The 14,140-nt window shown below is 73.1% G+C and carries 12 protein-coding genes; 2 read left to right on the forward strand and 10 right to left on the reverse strand.

The features are described from left to right. Positions 1-27: 27 nt before the first annotated feature. The 7 genes from ABZ215_RS19245 to ABZ215_RS19275 form a co-directional block, all read right to left on the reverse strand. Positions 28-825, reverse strand: a complete 798-nt coding sequence (locus ABZ215_RS19245) for an SGNH/GDSL hydrolase family protein (RefSeq protein ID WP_354950611.1) — start codon at positions 823-825, stop codon at positions 28-30. Positions 826-1,706: 881 nt separating this feature from the next. Further along, positions 1,707-2,903: a phosphotransferase gene (locus ABZ215_RS19250; protein ID WP_354950552.1), complete on the reverse strand. Its 1,197-nt coding sequence runs from the start codon at positions 2,901-2,903 to the stop codon at positions 1,707-1,709. Positions 2,904-2,935: 32 nt separating this feature from the next. After that, a complete protein-coding gene (locus tag ABZ215_RS19255) occupies positions 2,936-3,889 on the reverse strand; it encodes a DUF389 domain-containing protein (protein WP_020422118.1) in 954 nt (317 codons plus the stop codon). A 5-nt stretch (positions 3,890-3,894) separates the two neighbouring features. After that, positions 3,895-5,664: an aspartate--tRNA ligase gene (gene aspS / locus ABZ215_RS19260; protein ID WP_237337102.1), complete on the reverse strand. Its 1,770-nt coding sequence runs from the start codon at positions 5,662-5,664 to the stop codon at positions 3,895-3,897. A 105-nt stretch (positions 5,665-5,769) separates the two neighbouring features. After that, positions 5,770-7,215: an Rv2578c family radical SAM protein gene (locus ABZ215_RS19265; RefSeq protein ID WP_237337103.1), complete on the reverse strand. Its 1,446-nt coding sequence runs from the start codon at positions 7,213-7,215 to the stop codon at positions 5,770-5,772. Between the two features lie 31 nt (positions 7,216-7,246). Then, complete coding sequence (locus tag ABZ215_RS19270; RefSeq protein WP_354950555.1) at positions 7,247-7,894, reverse strand: alpha/beta hydrolase; 648 nt, start codon at positions 7,892-7,894, stop codon at positions 7,247-7,249. Between the two features lies 1 nt (position 7,895). After that, entirely contained in the window at positions 7,896-8,396 is a 501-nt protein-coding gene (locus ABZ215_RS19275) for a pyridoxamine 5'-phosphate oxidase family protein (protein ID WP_354712182.1), read from the reverse strand. A 57-nt stretch (positions 8,397-8,453) separates the two neighbouring features. Here ABZ215_RS19275 and ABZ215_RS19280 point away from each other — a divergent pair, with 57 nt between their 5' ends. Continuing rightward, a complete protein-coding gene (locus ABZ215_RS19280) occupies positions 8,454-9,074 on the forward strand; it encodes a helix-turn-helix domain-containing protein (RefSeq protein ID WP_354950557.1) in 621 nt (206 codons plus the stop codon). Positions 9,075-9,295: 221 nt separating this feature from the next. Here ABZ215_RS19280 and ABZ215_RS19285 read toward each other — a convergent pair whose 3' ends face one another. Beyond that, on the reverse strand, positions 9,296-10,354 hold the full coding sequence (locus tag ABZ215_RS19285) for a beta-eliminating lyase-related protein (protein ID WP_354950559.1): 1,059 nt from the start codon (positions 10,352-10,354) through the stop codon (positions 9,296-9,298). Between the two features lie 120 nt (positions 10,355-10,474). On the opposite strand from ABZ215_RS19285, the gene ABZ215_RS19290 reads away from it, so the two are divergent. Next, positions 10,475-11,935: a benzaldehyde dehydrogenase gene (locus ABZ215_RS19290; protein WP_237337108.1), complete on the forward strand. Its 1,461-nt coding sequence runs from the start codon at positions 10,475-10,477 to the stop codon at positions 11,933-11,935. 31 nt (positions 11,936-11,966) lie between these two features. On the opposite strand, the gene ABZ215_RS19295 is transcribed toward ABZ215_RS19290, so the two are convergent. Both ABZ215_RS19295 and ABZ215_RS19300 read right to left on the reverse strand, forming a co-directional pair. Continuing rightward, positions 11,967-13,817, reverse strand: coding sequence for a Na+/H+ antiporter (locus tag ABZ215_RS19295; RefSeq protein WP_354712178.1), 1,851 nt, complete (start codon positions 13,815-13,817; stop codon positions 11,967-11,969). Then, positions 13,814-14,089 (reverse strand): helix-turn-helix domain-containing protein, encoded by a 276-nt coding sequence (locus tag ABZ215_RS19300; RefSeq protein ID WP_027928655.1) that lies wholly within the window; start codon positions 14,087-14,089, stop codon positions 13,814-13,816. The genes ABZ215_RS19295 and ABZ215_RS19300 overlap by 4 nt, the downstream gene beginning before the upstream one ends. Positions 14,090-14,140: the final 51 nt, after the last annotated feature.

The raw sequence follows: 14,140 nt of genomic DNA on the forward strand, positions 1-14,140 counted from the left end.
CCGTAATGCGGGGCTCCGACAGAACCGTCAGCGCTCCACGGGCCGCGGCGCCAGCTCCGGTTCAAGTGGCTCGGCGCGGCGGGCGCGCCACGATTCCAGCGCCGACCGGGCGACGATGGCGGCGGCGTAGGGCAGCAGGTCCCGGCCGCGGCGCCACAGCCAGGGGATGCCCTTCACGACGAGCCAGCCGACGTGGTCGACGGTGCGTGGTGTGACGCCGCCGGAGCAGACGAGGCTCACGGGTGAGGGGACAGCGATCCCGGCGTCGGCGACCAGTTCGGTCACGCCGCGGGCGAGGAGGCGGTGCCCCAGCTCGGAGGGGTGCAGGCGGTCGACGCTCCAGGCGGCCAGGTCGTAGGCGCCGGGCAGCGAGCCGAGGTCGAGGCAGGCGACCCCGTGCCGGCGGGCGACGGTTTCGATGACGTCGTTGAGCTCGGCGATGCGGGCGGTGAGGGCGCGGCGGAGCGGGCCGGGCAGCCGGAAGACGCGGCTGTGGTCGTGGAAGAGCATGGTGACGACCGTGGCGCCGACGGCTTGGAGGGCGGTGACGACGTGTTCGAGGTCGCGGGCCATGCCGAGGGAGTCGAAGTCCGAGCGGAGGGTGTCGTTCATGCCGACGATCACGACCGCGACGTCCGGCTGGTGACCTAGCGCGGCCGGCAACTGGTCGGTGCGCACGCAGCGCATCCGGGCGCCGGTGAACGCGGTGTTCAGGTACCCGGTGGGCGGGATGCCCAGCGCCTCAGCGACGAACGGGCCGACGCCGCGCCAGGAGCCGCCGGGCACGGGGTCGCCGAGCCCCACGGCGGTCGAGTCGCCGAGCACGGCCAGGCGAACGGCACGGCGGGGAAGCGGATCGGGGGTCTGGGTGAATTCTTCACGCACCGCAGTCACGTCTGAAGACCATCAGGCACGGACCCGCCCACCACGTGAGCGCCGGGTAACACGGTCCGGACGGATCAGCGAACGTCTGGGTTTCGCGGGGTTGGGGTGCGTGCGGGTTGGGTTTGTGCGGGCGCGGGTGGGCGGGTCGCTTCGATGCGAGTGGGCCGGTGGGCCGGTCGCTTGGATGCCCGTGGGCCGGTGGGCCGGTCACTCGGGCGCGAGTGGGCCGGTCACTCGGGCGCGAGTGGGCCGGTCACTCCGGTGCTACGGGGCCAGTCGTGCCGGCACGAGAGGACCAGTCGCGCCGGCATGAGAGGACCAGTCGCGCCGACACGAGAGGGCCACTGGCCCGCACACGAAACGGCCAGTTGCGCCCGCACGAGTGGCCCAGTCGCACCCCCAAACCATGAGAGGACCAGTCGCCACCGCACCAGAAGTCCACTCGCGCTGGCACGACACGGCCAGTCGTAGTCGTCCTACCAGAGGCCCATCCGCACCCACACGAAACGGCCAGTCGCGGCCGCACGAGAGGACCAATCGCGACCGCACGAGAGGACCAGTCGCGAGCGCACGAAACCGCTACTCGCGGGCGAGGTGCACAGCGGTGAGCCACAAGCCGCTCCGCCGCCGCCCGGGACCACGAACGCTCATCAGCCACCCGGACCCCCGAACACCCAGCAGCCACTCCGGACACCCAGCAGCCATTCCGAACGCCCGGCAACCGCCCAGGCCGCCGAACGCCCCGCAACCGCCCAGGCCCCCGAGCGCCCGCAACCGACCAGAACCCCGAACGCCCAGCAGCGGCCCCGAAACCCGAAAACTCAGCGGAACGCCGGATAAAGCGGCAGCTCCAGCCCAGGCCCGAACCGCGCGTCGAGGGCCTTCGCGACCTCCCGCGCATGCGCGGCGACCTCGTCCCTGCCGCCGCGCTCGGCATACGTTCCCAGGTCCTTCCACCAGCTCACCAGCGCCGCGACGCGGTTGGGGCGCACTTCGGCGCCCGCGCCGCCCAGGTCGGCCCACGTCGTGACCCACACCAGCAGCATCTGGTGGTCCAGCAGGTGCGCCGACAGCACCTCGTTGTCGCCGAGGGCCGGCCACACCCCCGAGACCTCGGCCTTCCACGCGGCGATCATCGCCTCGCTCATGCCGCTCGGCAGGGCCCGCGCGTCCTCGCACGTGGCGAACGGGACACGCAAGTGCGCGGCGTCCACCAGCGCGTTGCGGACCAGGCCGCGCTCGAAGTCCAGGAAGTGCACGCCGCCGCTGGTCACCAGGTTGTTGTCCGGGCTCAGGTCCACCGGGCTGAACGCGCGGTACGGCGACGACGTCGACGCCTCGCACACGTTCTCGGCGTAGGCCCGCACGTCGTCCGGCGTCGTGACGCCGACCGCTTCCGCCAGCAGCGTCGGCAGGCGCGCGCAGGCCACCGCGGGCGTGGTGTCCTCGTCCGGCACGAACCCGCCCAGCCGGCGCAGCAGCGCCTCGAAGTCGGCCTCCCGGCCGGCGGTCGTCGCGTGCAGGCGGCCCAGCGAACGCGCCCAGGACAGCAGCGCGCGCTCGGCCAGCCGCGCGTCCTGCCCGCGCAGCTTGTCCCACAGGGTGGGTGCGCGGCCCAGGTCGTCGATCACGATGACGCGCAGCGGGCCGTCGTGGGCGAGCAGCTCCGGGCACATCCGGTCCTCCGCCGGCAGCGCGGTGAACAGCTGGTAGCTGACCGCCTCCTGCGCGAACGGGTCGGCGGCGCCGCGTGGCGGCGCGTCCGGGTAGTGCTTGATCACGAGCGTGCGGGGCAGCCCGAACGGGGACGCGGCGATGCGGGCGCGGACCACCGTCGCCGGTCCGCTGCCGGGCAGGGCTTCCGGCTCCACGAGCCCGATGGCGCTGCCGAAGCGCCGCGTCAGCACGGTTTCGGCCGCCTGGACGGCGGCGTCCACGGCCTGCGTTCCGCTTGCCGGAACGGCCGCGACTGCCGGGTCCTGGTCGTCCTCCGTGCCTGGGGAAGTGTCCACCGTCATCGCCTTCGACCCTACTAGCGGGCGAACGTCGCTCACCACAACGATTTTTCCACTTCCGGCAACGGCCGCACGGTGACGGAAGCGCCTCTGCGCCGCCGCAGCAACAAAACCACGGCCGCGGCCGCCACGATCCCGACGAGGTTCACGGCCAGCTGGCCGAACGACAACGCCGCCTTCGACCACTCCCCGACGACCGCCGCGACCACCGCGTATCCGGCCGCGGGAACGGTCGTGACCGAGATGAACACGCCGACCAGCGCGGCCGATTTCGCCGACGTCATCGACAGCATCCCGGCCGCGCCGGCGAGCAGCGCGACGATCAGCGAGTACCACCCGACCTCGTACACGAAGTCCACCTCGTGGGACTCGCGGAACGCGCTGACGTCGAGCAGCCCCACGAACCAGGTCAGCACCGTGACCCCGGCGGTCACCAGCATCGCGAGCGGGAACCCGAGCGCCAGCGCCATCGTCGCGCGGCGGACGAGGTCCCAGCGCCGCAGCACCAGCCCGACCGCGATCGCGGCGAGCGGGCCGAACTCCGGACCCACCACCATCGCGCCGACGATGGTGACGGGTGAATCGGTCACGATGCCGACCGACGCCAGCAGGCACGCGATCGTCAGGAACGTCAGGAACGTGGCGTTGAGCCGCGACTCCTCACCGGTGCGGTTCAGCAGCTCCTGCCAGACGACCGCGTCCGCGCCCTCGCCCGGCGCGCTTTCCTCGGCCCGGTCGGCCGAATCGGACAGCGCCGTGTCGAGGGCTTCCAGCGTGATCGCGCCGCTGTGGTCCAGCCCCAGCTCGCACAGTGCTTCGAGCACCTCGTCGGCGGCCTCGCGGGCCACGTCGGCCTCGATGAGGTCGCCGGCCGGGGACACGGCGGCCCCCGTGTGCACGATCAGGTGCGCCGTGCCCGGCCGGTCCCGCAGCACCGCCAGCGCGCGTTCGGTGTCCTCCGGCGGGCTGACGACCCGCAGGTGCAGCACCGCGGTCAGCCCTTGGGCGCCGGGGGCTTCGCGTCCACGCCCGCCTCGCGACGCTGCTGGGCCGTGATCGGGGCCGGGGCGCCGGTCAGCGGGTCGTAGCCGCCGCCGGTCTTCGGGAACGCGATGACGTCCCGCAGCGACTCGGCCTTGGCCAGCAGCATCACGATGCGGTCCCAGCCGAACGCGATGCCGCCGTGCGGCGGCGCACCGAAGGAGAACGCGTCGAGCAGGAAGCCGAACTTCTCCTGCGCCTCGGCCTCGGACAGGCCCATCACCTCGAAGACGCGCTTCTGCACGTCGGCGCGGTGGATACGGATCGAGCCGCCGCCGATCTCGTTGCCGTTGCAGACCAGGTCGTAGGCGTAGGCCAGCGCGTTGCCCGGGTCGGACTCGAACTTGTCGATCCACTCCGGGGTCGGCGAGGTGAAGGCGTGGTGCACCGCGGTCCACTTGCCCGAGCCGACGGCGACGTCGTCGGTCTCGTCGGCCGCCTCGAACAGCGGGGCGTCGACCACCCACACGAAGGACCACTCGTCCTCGTCGATCAGGCCGAGCCGGTGCCCGATCTCCACGCGGGCCGCGCCGAGCAGGGCACGGGCCTCGCGCGGCTTGTTGGCGGCGAAGAAGACGCAGTCGCCGGGCTTGGCGCCGACCGCCTCGGCCAGGCCTTCGCGCTCCTTTTCGGAGATGTTCTTGGCGACCGGGCCGGACAGCGTGCCGTCCTCGCCGATGAGCACGTAGGCCAGGCCCTTCGCGCCGCGCTGCTTGGCCCACTCCTGCCACGCGTCGAGCTGGCGGCGCGGCTGGTCGCCGCCGCCGGGCATGACGACCGCGCCGACGTAGGGCGCCTGGAAGACGCGGAACGGGGTGTCGGCGAAGTACTCGGTCAGGTCGGTCAGCTCGAGCCCGAAGCGCAGGTCCGGCTTGTCGGTGCCGTACTTGGCCATCGCGTCGGCGTAGGTCATCCGCGCGATCGGGCGCGGGATCTCGTGGCCGATCAGCTTCCACAGCGCCGACACGACGGCCTCGCCGACGGCGATCACGTCGTCCTGGTCGACGAAGCTCATCTCGATGTCGAGCTGGGTGAATTCCGGCTGCCGGTCGGCGCGGAAGTCCTCGTCCCGGTAGCAGCGGGCGATCTGGTAGTACCGCTCCAGGCCGCCGACCATGAGCAGCTGCTTGAACAGCTGCGGCGACTGCGGCAGCGCGTACCAGGAGCCCGGGCGCAGGCGGGCCGGCACCAGGAAGTCGCGGGCGCCCTCCGGGGTGGAGCGCGTCATCGTCGGGGTCTCGACCTCGACGAAGCCCTGGCCGTGCAGCACCTCGCGCGCGGCGCGGCTGACCTCGCTGCGCAGGCGGATGGCGCGGGCCGGGCCGTTGCGGCGCAGGTCGAGGTAGCGGTACTTGAGCCGCACCTCCTCGCCGACGTCGACGCGGTCGTCGATCGGGAACGGCAGCACGGCGGCCTCGGACAGCACTTCCAGCTCCGTGGCCAGCACCTCGATGGCGCCGGTCGGGATCTCCGCGTTCTCGTTGCCCGCCGGCCGCTGCGAGACCTCGCCGGTGACCTTGACGCAGAACTCGGAGCGCAGCTGGTGGGCGCGCTCGGCCATCTCGCCCTCGCGGAACACCACCTGGGCGACCCCGCTGGCGTCCCGCAGATCGATGAAGATCACCCCGCCGTGATCGCGCCGCCGGGCGACCCACCCGGTGAGCGTGACGATCTGGCCGGCGTGCTCGGCACGCAGGGTGCCGGCGTCGTGGGTGCGAAGCACTGCGGTTGTTCTCCTTGCGAGGCGTTCGGCTCGTGCGTCAGCAGGGGTTTTGCTGCCCGTATGAGGCTAACGAACGCCCCGGCGGAGGAGTCCACCAGGCTTTCCTTACAGCAGGCTCAGCTGCTCGCCCCGCTCCGGGCGCTCCGGCTCGCGCTGCGCGGGCAGGCGGTGGGACTCGTCGCGGCGGTTCAGGCCGTGGCGGCGCAGCAACGGCGCGACCCGCGCGGACAGCGCCCGGCGGTACGCGGGCATCGCGTAGCTGCCGCGGCCGTAGATCTCGCGGTAGCGCTCGACCAGGTCCGGCCGGTGGGCGCCGAGCCAGCGGGCGAACCACTCCCGGGCGCCGGGCCGCAGGTGCAGCGCGAGGACCGTGGCGCGGGTGGCGCCGGCGGCGGCGATTTCGGCGAACAGCGGGTCCAGCGCCTCCTCGCTGTCGGTGAGGCCGGGCAGCACCGGGGCGACCAGCACCTGGCAGGGCAGGCCGGCGTCGGTGATGCGGCGGACCAGGTCCAGCCGGGCGCGCGGGCTGGGGGTGCCGGGTTCGAGGCTGCGTTGCAGGTCGCGGTCGAGCAGTGCGATCGACACCGCCATGCCCACGTCCACCTCCCGCGAGGCGGCGGTGAGCAGGGGCAGGTCCCGGGTGAGGACGGTGCCCTTGGTGAGGATCGAGAACGGCGTGCCGGAGCCGGTGAGCGCGCGGATGATGCCGGGCATCAGCCGGTAGCGGCCCTCGGCCCGCTGGTAGGGGTCGGTGTTGGTGCCCATGGCGACGTGCTCGCGCTGCCAGCTGGGGCGGCGCAGCTGGGCGGCGAGGACCTCGGGGGCGTTCACCTTCACCACGACCTGGGTGTCGAAGTCGCGGCCGGCGTCGAAGTCGAGGTAGGTGTGCGTGTTGCGGGCGAAGCAGTTGTGGCTGACGACCCCGGCCGCGATGAAGTCGCCGGTGCCCGTGGTGATGTCGAACAGGGTCTCGTCGCGGCCGAGCGGTTCGATCGCGACGACGTCCAGCGCCGCGTCCGGTTCGACGAGGTCACCGGCGGGGCCCAGCAGGGTGTCGCCCGGCGACAGGTGCGGCCGGTCGTCGCCGGTGACGTGCTGCCAGCCCTTCTCGGTGAGGAAGCGGTGGTCGCCGCTGGCGACGAGGGTCGTCCCGTTCCGCAGCGTCAGCCGGTGAGCCGGCTTCACGGTGGTCCAGTGCGCGAGCACGGTCGTGGGCACGAGGCGCCGGGCCGTGCCGTGGAGCGCCGTGCCCAGGATCCGGTCGCCGACGCGGAGATCGGCCATGGGCTTCGCGCTCCCGTCGGCCATCCGGATCGGCGTGTCCCCGGCGAGGCAGTAGGTGCAGGCGTGGCTGCAGCCGCGGTAGGGGTTGACGGTCCAGCCGAACGGGACCATCGACTCGCCCGGCACCTTGTTGAGCACCGAGCGGGCGCGGACCTCGTGGAACGTGACGCCCTGGAACTCGGGCGGCGCGACCGTCCGGACCAGGCCGTCCAGGCCGAGCAGAGCCGGCTGCGGGTCACGGCCGGCGCGTTGGTTCTCCCACCTCACCCCGCAAGTCGAACACGCGTTCGAAGCGCTGTCAACACCACAGGACGAGGAGGTCGGCCAGCTCACGTGGGCGGCTGAGCGCGTTCAGGTGCCCGCCGGGGACCTCGTCCAGCTCCAGGCCCAGTCGCTCGCGCACCACGCGGCGCTGGAACTCCAGCGGGAAGAACCGGTCGTCGCGCCCCTGGACGAACCGGGTCGGCACGTCCGGCCACTTCTCCAGCGGCCACGGCGTGGTGAACGGCTTGTCCGACTGCTGCGGCTCGCCCCGCCGGAGGGCTTCGGCCTTCACGTCGGGCGGGAGGTCGTGCAGGAAGTCCCGCTCGGTGTCCATGCCCGCCGGGTGGGCTTCGTGGTAGCCGGTGTTGGACCACCACTCGCCGCCGGTCTCGCCCGGCGCCGGGACCATCGCGTTGACCAGCACCAGGAGCGACACCGGCACGCGCGCGCAGACGAGCGGGGCGGTGAAGCCGCCCATCGACTGGGCGACCAGCACGACGTCCTCGCGGTCGCCGATGGCCTGGACGACCAGGTCGGTGTACTCGGCCAGTCCGGCGTAGTCGTCCTCGGCCGGGAGGTCGACGGCGATCGCCTCGTGGCCGCGCCGGGTCAGCTCCGGCACGAGCCGGTGCCAGTACCACGCTTCCCCGCCCGCGCCGGGGACGAGCACGAAGGTCGCCATGTCACCGCCCCCGCCGCGCGAAGTCCTCGGCGGTCCGGCCGCCGGGGAACCGCTCCTGGAAGTCGAAGGTGCCCGCCCACGACGGCCGGACGGCGATGCGCGCCATCCGCAGGCCGGGCCGGTCGACCTCGGCGACGGAGGCGGCGGCTTGCTCTGGCCCGTAGTACCGGCGCTGGGCGGCGGCGTATTCCGGGAGCACGCCGTCAACCTCGGTGACTACGGCGTTGCCGCGCAGGAGCAGCACCTCCGGCGGCGGGCCTGCCCGGTCGATCGTGACCGCGACCGCGGGATGTGCTCGCAGCGCGGGGAGCTTGGCGGTGCCGGCGAACGTCGCCATCACCAGCTCGTCGCCGGTCCAGTGGAACAGCATCGGCAGCACGCGGGGCGTGCCGTCCGGCGCGACGTAGGCGAGGCGGGCGAGCTCGGTCGAAGCGAGCATCCGCTGGGCGAGGTCGGTGTCGAGAAGTCTGAGGTCTCCCTGCGGGAGAGTGGTCGTCGTCATGCTCCTAATCTAGGAGTGACTGGTGTCACTGCACAAGTAGGAGCTACGCTTTTTCTCGTGCGGAGTTACGACGACCCCTGCGGGGTGGCCAGGGCGCTGGACGCGGTGGGCGAGCGGTGGGCGCTGCTCGTGGTGCGCGAGCTGCTGCTGGGGCCGAAGCGGTTCCGCGACCTGAGCCGGTCGTTGCCGGGGATGAGCCAGAACGTGCTGTCGCAGCGGCTGCGGGAACTGGAGGCGGCCGGGGTGGTGCGGCGGCGTCGGCTCGGGCCGCCCGCCAGCACCAGCGTGTACGAGCTCACCGAGCACGGCGCCGAGCTGGAGGCGGTCGTGCTGGCGCTGGCGCGGTGGGGCAGCCGCCGCCCGGTGCCGCCGGCCGGGGAGCTGAGCGTGGACGCGCTGGTCCTGGCGCTGCGGACGACCTTCTCGGCGGACCGGGCGGGCGACCTGTCCGCCCGGGTGGCGCTGCGCCTGGGCGACGACGCGTTCCTGGCCAGGGTCGATTCCGGCGAGTTCTCGATCGAGCGAGGCTCAGGCGAGGTGGATGCGACGCTGGAGACCGACGCGAGCACGTTGCGGTCGCTGGTGTTCCTCGGCGCTTGTCTGGATGAGGCCGCGGTGACCGGCGACCGGGCGGTGGTCAGGCGGTTCCTCCGGTGCTTCCCGCGCCCGAGCACCTGACGACCGCCGGCGGCGCGACTCAGCGCGCGGTCGATGCGAGGTTGGAGACGTTGCGGTCGTTGGCGTTCCCCGGCGCCCGCCTGGACGACACCGCGGTGACCGGCGACGGCGCTTGACCACCGCCGGTGGCGCGGCTCAGCGCGCGCGGCCGAGCAGCCGCCGGCCGACGCGGGCACGTTGCGGTCGCTGGTGTTCCTCGGCGCCCGCCTGAATGGCGCGGCTCAGCGCGCGCGGTCGAGCAGCTCGTGCAGCAGGGCGACCACCTCCGGCGGCGTGAAGTCCATTGTGGTCTCCCCGACGCTGACCTCGAAGGAGCACCGCCGGGGGTCCGGCGCCGAGCGCACCCGCAGGAACAACTGCACGCCCTTCTCGGCGATCAGCTCCTCCGCCGCGCGCTCCACCGCGGCCTTCGGCGCCGGGAGGTGGACGTGGAACATCCCGGCCTGCGGCGGGTCCGGGTGCGCGTACGCCACGCCGTCGTGGTTGATCGCCGCCGCCAGGGACCGGGCGTGGGCGTGGAACTCCGGCATCCGCGGCAGCACCGAGTCCAGCCCGTCCAGCGCCGCGAGCGCCAGCGGCCACGCGTCGGCGATCGCGCCACCGAGCCGGCGGCGCCAGACCGCCACCTCCGACACCAGTGCCTCGTCGCCGGCGAGCACCGCTCCCCGCACGCCTTGCAGTCCTTTGTAGAGCGACACGTACACGCTGTCGAACAGGCCGGCGATCTCGGCGAAATCCTTGCCATAGAACGGTTGCGACTCCCACAGCCGAGCGCCGTCCAGGTGCGCCGCCGCGCCGCGGGAGCGCGCGCGCCCGGTCTGCGCGACCAGCTCGTCCCACGACGGCAGCAACCCGCCGAGGTCCCGCTGCGGCAGCTCCCACACCACGGCCGCGAGCGGCTCCCCCACCGCCTCCAGGTCCGCCAGCGTCATCAGCTCGTTGCGGTCCCCCACCGGCCGGAACCGCAGCCCGTGCACCGCCGCGTAACCCTTGTCCTCCCAGTTGTCCAGGTGCGTGTGCGGGTGCGCGGCGAACGTCCGCCGCCCGGACCGGTCCGCGTGCACCCGCAGCGCCGCCTGCTGCGCCATCGTCCCGCTCGGGAAGAACAACGCCGCCGGCTTGCCCAGCAGCGACGCGATCCGCGCCTCCAGGGCCGCAACCGGCTCCGCGGGCGACAGGTCCTCCCCCGCCAGCGCCAGCATCCGTTCGAGCACCGCCCGTGGCCGCCGCCGCACCGGGCCGTGCGAGGCGAGCGTCCGCCGGATCTTCGAGTCGTCCATGAGCGCGATCATCGCAGCCACCACCGACAGTTTTCCGGCCTTCCACTCAGTGAAAGACCCACTGGCGCGGCCCGAACAGCCCAGGAGGATGGCGGAAAACCTCGCGCATCAGGAGTGACAGTGAGCTTTCTCGACGACGAGAAGTGGACCGGACGCGTCTTCACCGGCAGCTGGGAGCGCGCGGCGGGCGGCGACGCGGCCGTCATCGAGCCCGCGACCGGCGACGAACTGGGGCGCGTCGGCATCGCCTCACCCCAGGACCTGGCGGCCTCCGCGGCCAAGGCGGCCGAGGCGCAGCGCACCTGGGCGGCGACCTCCTTCCAAGAACGCGCCGCGGTCCTGCGCCGCGCCGGCGACCTGTGGCAGCAGCACGCCGCCGAGCTGAAGGACTGGCTGATCCGCGAGTCCGGCAGCATCCCCGGCAAGGCCGACTTCGAACTGCACGTCGCCGCGCAGGAGTGCTACGAGGCCGCCGCGCTGCCCTCCCACCCGACGGGTGAGGTCCTGCCGAGCGAGGCGCCGCGGCTGAGCATGGCCCGCCGCGTGCCCGCCGGCGTGGTCGGCGTGATCGCGCCGTTCAACGCGCCGCTGATCCTGTCGATCCGCTCGGTCGCGCCGGCGCTGGCGCTGGGCAACAGCGTCGTGCTCAAGCCGGACCCCCGCACCGCGGTCTGCGGTGGCGTGGCGCTGGCCAGGGTCTTCGAGGAGGCCGGGCTGCCCGCCGGAGTGCTGCACGTGCTGCCGGGTGGCCCGGACGTCGGCGCCGCGCTGGTCGAGGACAAGCACGTCCGCGTCATCTCATTCACCGGATCGACCGCCGCGGGCCGCGCGGTCGGCGAGTCCGCGGGCCGCCACCTCAAGCGCGCCCACCTGGAACTGGGCGGCAACTCGGCGCTGATCGTGCTCGACGACGCCGACCTGGAGCAGGCGATGAGCGCCGCCGCGTGGGGCTCGTTCTTCCACCAGGGCCAGATCTGCATGACCACCGGGCGGCACCTGGTGCACGCCTCGCTCTACGACGAATACGTGGACCGCCTGGCGGACAAGGCCAGCCACCTGCCGGTGGGCAACCCGTTCACCGAGCAGGTCGCGCTCGGCCCGATCATCGACGCCAAGCAGCGCGACAAGATCCACGGCCTGGTGACGTCCAGTGTGGACGCCGGCGCGAAGGTCGCCGCGGGCGGCACCTACGAGGACCTCTTCTACCGCGCCACCGTGCTCGCCGGCGCGGGCCCCTCGGTGCCCGCCTACGACCAGGAGGTGTTCGGCCCGGTCGCCCCGGTCGCGAAGTTCACCAGCCTGGACGAGGCCGCGAAGCTCGCGTCGGAGAGCGAGTACGGGCTGTCGCTGGGCATCATCACCGCGGACGTGGCGAAGGGACTGGCGCTGGCCGACCGCATCCCGACCGGCATCGCGCACATCAACGACCAGACGGTCAACGACGAGGCGCTGGCCCCGTTCGGCGGCGTGTTCGACTCCGGCACCGGCTCCCGCTTCGGCGGGCCGGCCGCGAACATCGAGGCGTTCACCGAGACCCGCTGGGTCACGATGCGCGGCGACGTCGCCGGCTACCCGTTCTGACGCGCGGCGGGGGCGCCGACGGCGCCCCCGCTCAGCCGACGATCCCGTCCACGAAGCACCAGCGCCAGTTCTCGCCGGGCTCGTAGCTGCGGATCACCGGGTGACGCGTGTCGTGGAAGTGCTGCGTGGCGTGCTTGCGCGGCGACGAGTCGCAGCAGCCGACGTGCCCGCACTCCAGGCACAGCCGCAGGTGCACCCACGACGAGCCCTCGCGCAGGCAGTCGACGCAGCCCTCGGCGTCGGTCTCCGGCACGCGTGCCTTCTCCAGGTGCTCGCACGTGCCCGCCGTGGCCTCGGGGGTCTCCAGCTCACGTTCCATGCCCGGCTCCTCCTCGGGTCGCTCCAGCAGCGACTCCTCGATGTCCAGTCCGTCCATCACCCGCCGGAGCACCTCGTCGTCGGCGGTGCCCCGGTCCCGCGCGGTGAGCAGGACGTCCCGCTCGGCCGCGAGCATCTCGGCGCGCAGCCGACGGTACGCGTCGCTGGGGGTCTCCTCCAGCGCGCTGAGCCTGCCGAGGTTCTCCCACGCCGAGTCCGACCGGTAGGACTGCTTGTCCCGCAACCGGTCGATGACCTCGGGCGGGTCGGCCGGGCGGCGGATCTCCTCGAGCCGGGCCAGGCCCGCGGACGTCATGTCGTGCAGCAGCGCGGCCTCCTGCAGCGCGTCCTCCGCCGGGTTGGGCGGCGGCAGGCGCAGGCGGCGTACCAGGCCGGGCAGGGTCATGCCGTGCAGCAGCAGCGTTCCGGCCACGACGACGAACGCCGCCAGCACCAGCACCGCGCGCTGCGGCGTGTCGTCCGGGAGCACGAACGCGGCGGCGAGCGTGACCACGCCGCGCATCCCGGCCCACGAGATCACCGCGAAGTACGACCACGGCGTGCGTTCGCCCGGCCGCATCCGCGCCACGAACCCGTACGCGAACACCCACACGATCCGGGCCAGGATGGTCGCGGCCAGCACCCCGGCGCAGATCAGCGTGAGCTCCCACGCGGAGAGCCGGGAGTCGCCGACCTCCTCGACGATGCGCCGCACCTGCAGCCCGATCAGCAGGAAGACCACGTTCTCCAGCAGGAACTGGACGGTGCGCCAGTTCAGCCTGCTGGCCAGCCGGGACGGCCCGGACAGCAGCTTCGGCGTCTGGTGCCCCATGATCAGCCCGGCCACGACGACCGCCACCACCCCGGAGCCGTGGATGGCCTCGGCGGGCAGGTAGGCCAGGAACGGGATGACCAGCGACCACGCGGTGTCCATCACCGGGTCGGTCAGGCGGCGGCGCAGCAGGCTCGCCGCCCACCCGATCAGCGCCCCGACCGCGACGCCCCCGCCCGCGGCGAGCAGGAAGTCGCCGCCGACCTCCCAGATGCTGACCGCGCCGGCGATCGCGGCGATGGCCGTGCGCAGCGACACGAGCGCGGCCGCGTCGTTGAGCAGGCTTTCGCCCTCCAGGATCCGCACGATGCGGCGCGGCATGCCGACCCGGCGGGCGACCGCGGTGGCGGCGACCGCGTCCGGCGGCGCGACGACCGCGCCGAGCGCGAACCCGGCGGCCAGCGGAATGCCGGGCACGATGAGCCACACGACCCAGCCGACGACGAGCGTGGTGAACACGACCAGGCCGACGGACAGGGCCGCGATCGGCACGCGGTTGGCCCGGAAGTCGTACAGCGGCGTGCGGATCGCGGTGGCGTACAGCAGTGGCGGCAGCAGGCCGATCAGGACGACCTCGGGATCGAGGTGGTAGTCGGGCACGCCGGGGACGAACGACGCCGCGACGCCGATCAGCACCAGGCACAGCGGCGGCGACCAGTTGAGGCGCTGCGCGATGCCGGTGACGACGAGGACGACGGCCACCAGCACGGCCAGCTCGACGGCGACGATCATCGGGATCGCGCCGCCGTCGCCTCACCTGCCAGCGGCGCGGCGACCTCGTAGAGACGGGGGGTGGCGCGCCAGAAGTGGCTGCGGCCGACGATCCGGCGGCGGGCGTAGCCGCGGCTTTCCAGCGTGTAGACGATCGAGGCGCACGTGGCCAGCGGGATGGCCGTCGCCCGCGCGAGCGCGGTGAGGGTGAGGCCCTCACCGGCCTCGACGAGGGTCTCCAGCACGGTCAGCGTGCGGTCGACCGAGGGGGATGCCGGTCTGTCCGACGCCATGCGGGGTGCCTCTCGGGGTGATCTTCTCGGATCTCGATGATAGTCACCGGG

The organism is Amycolatopsis sp. NPDC006131, assembly GCF_040614175.1.
In the GTDB taxonomy this organism is placed as follows: Bacteria; Actinomycetota; Actinomycetes; order Mycobacteriales; family Pseudonocardiaceae; genus Amycolatopsis_E; species Amycolatopsis_E tucumanensis.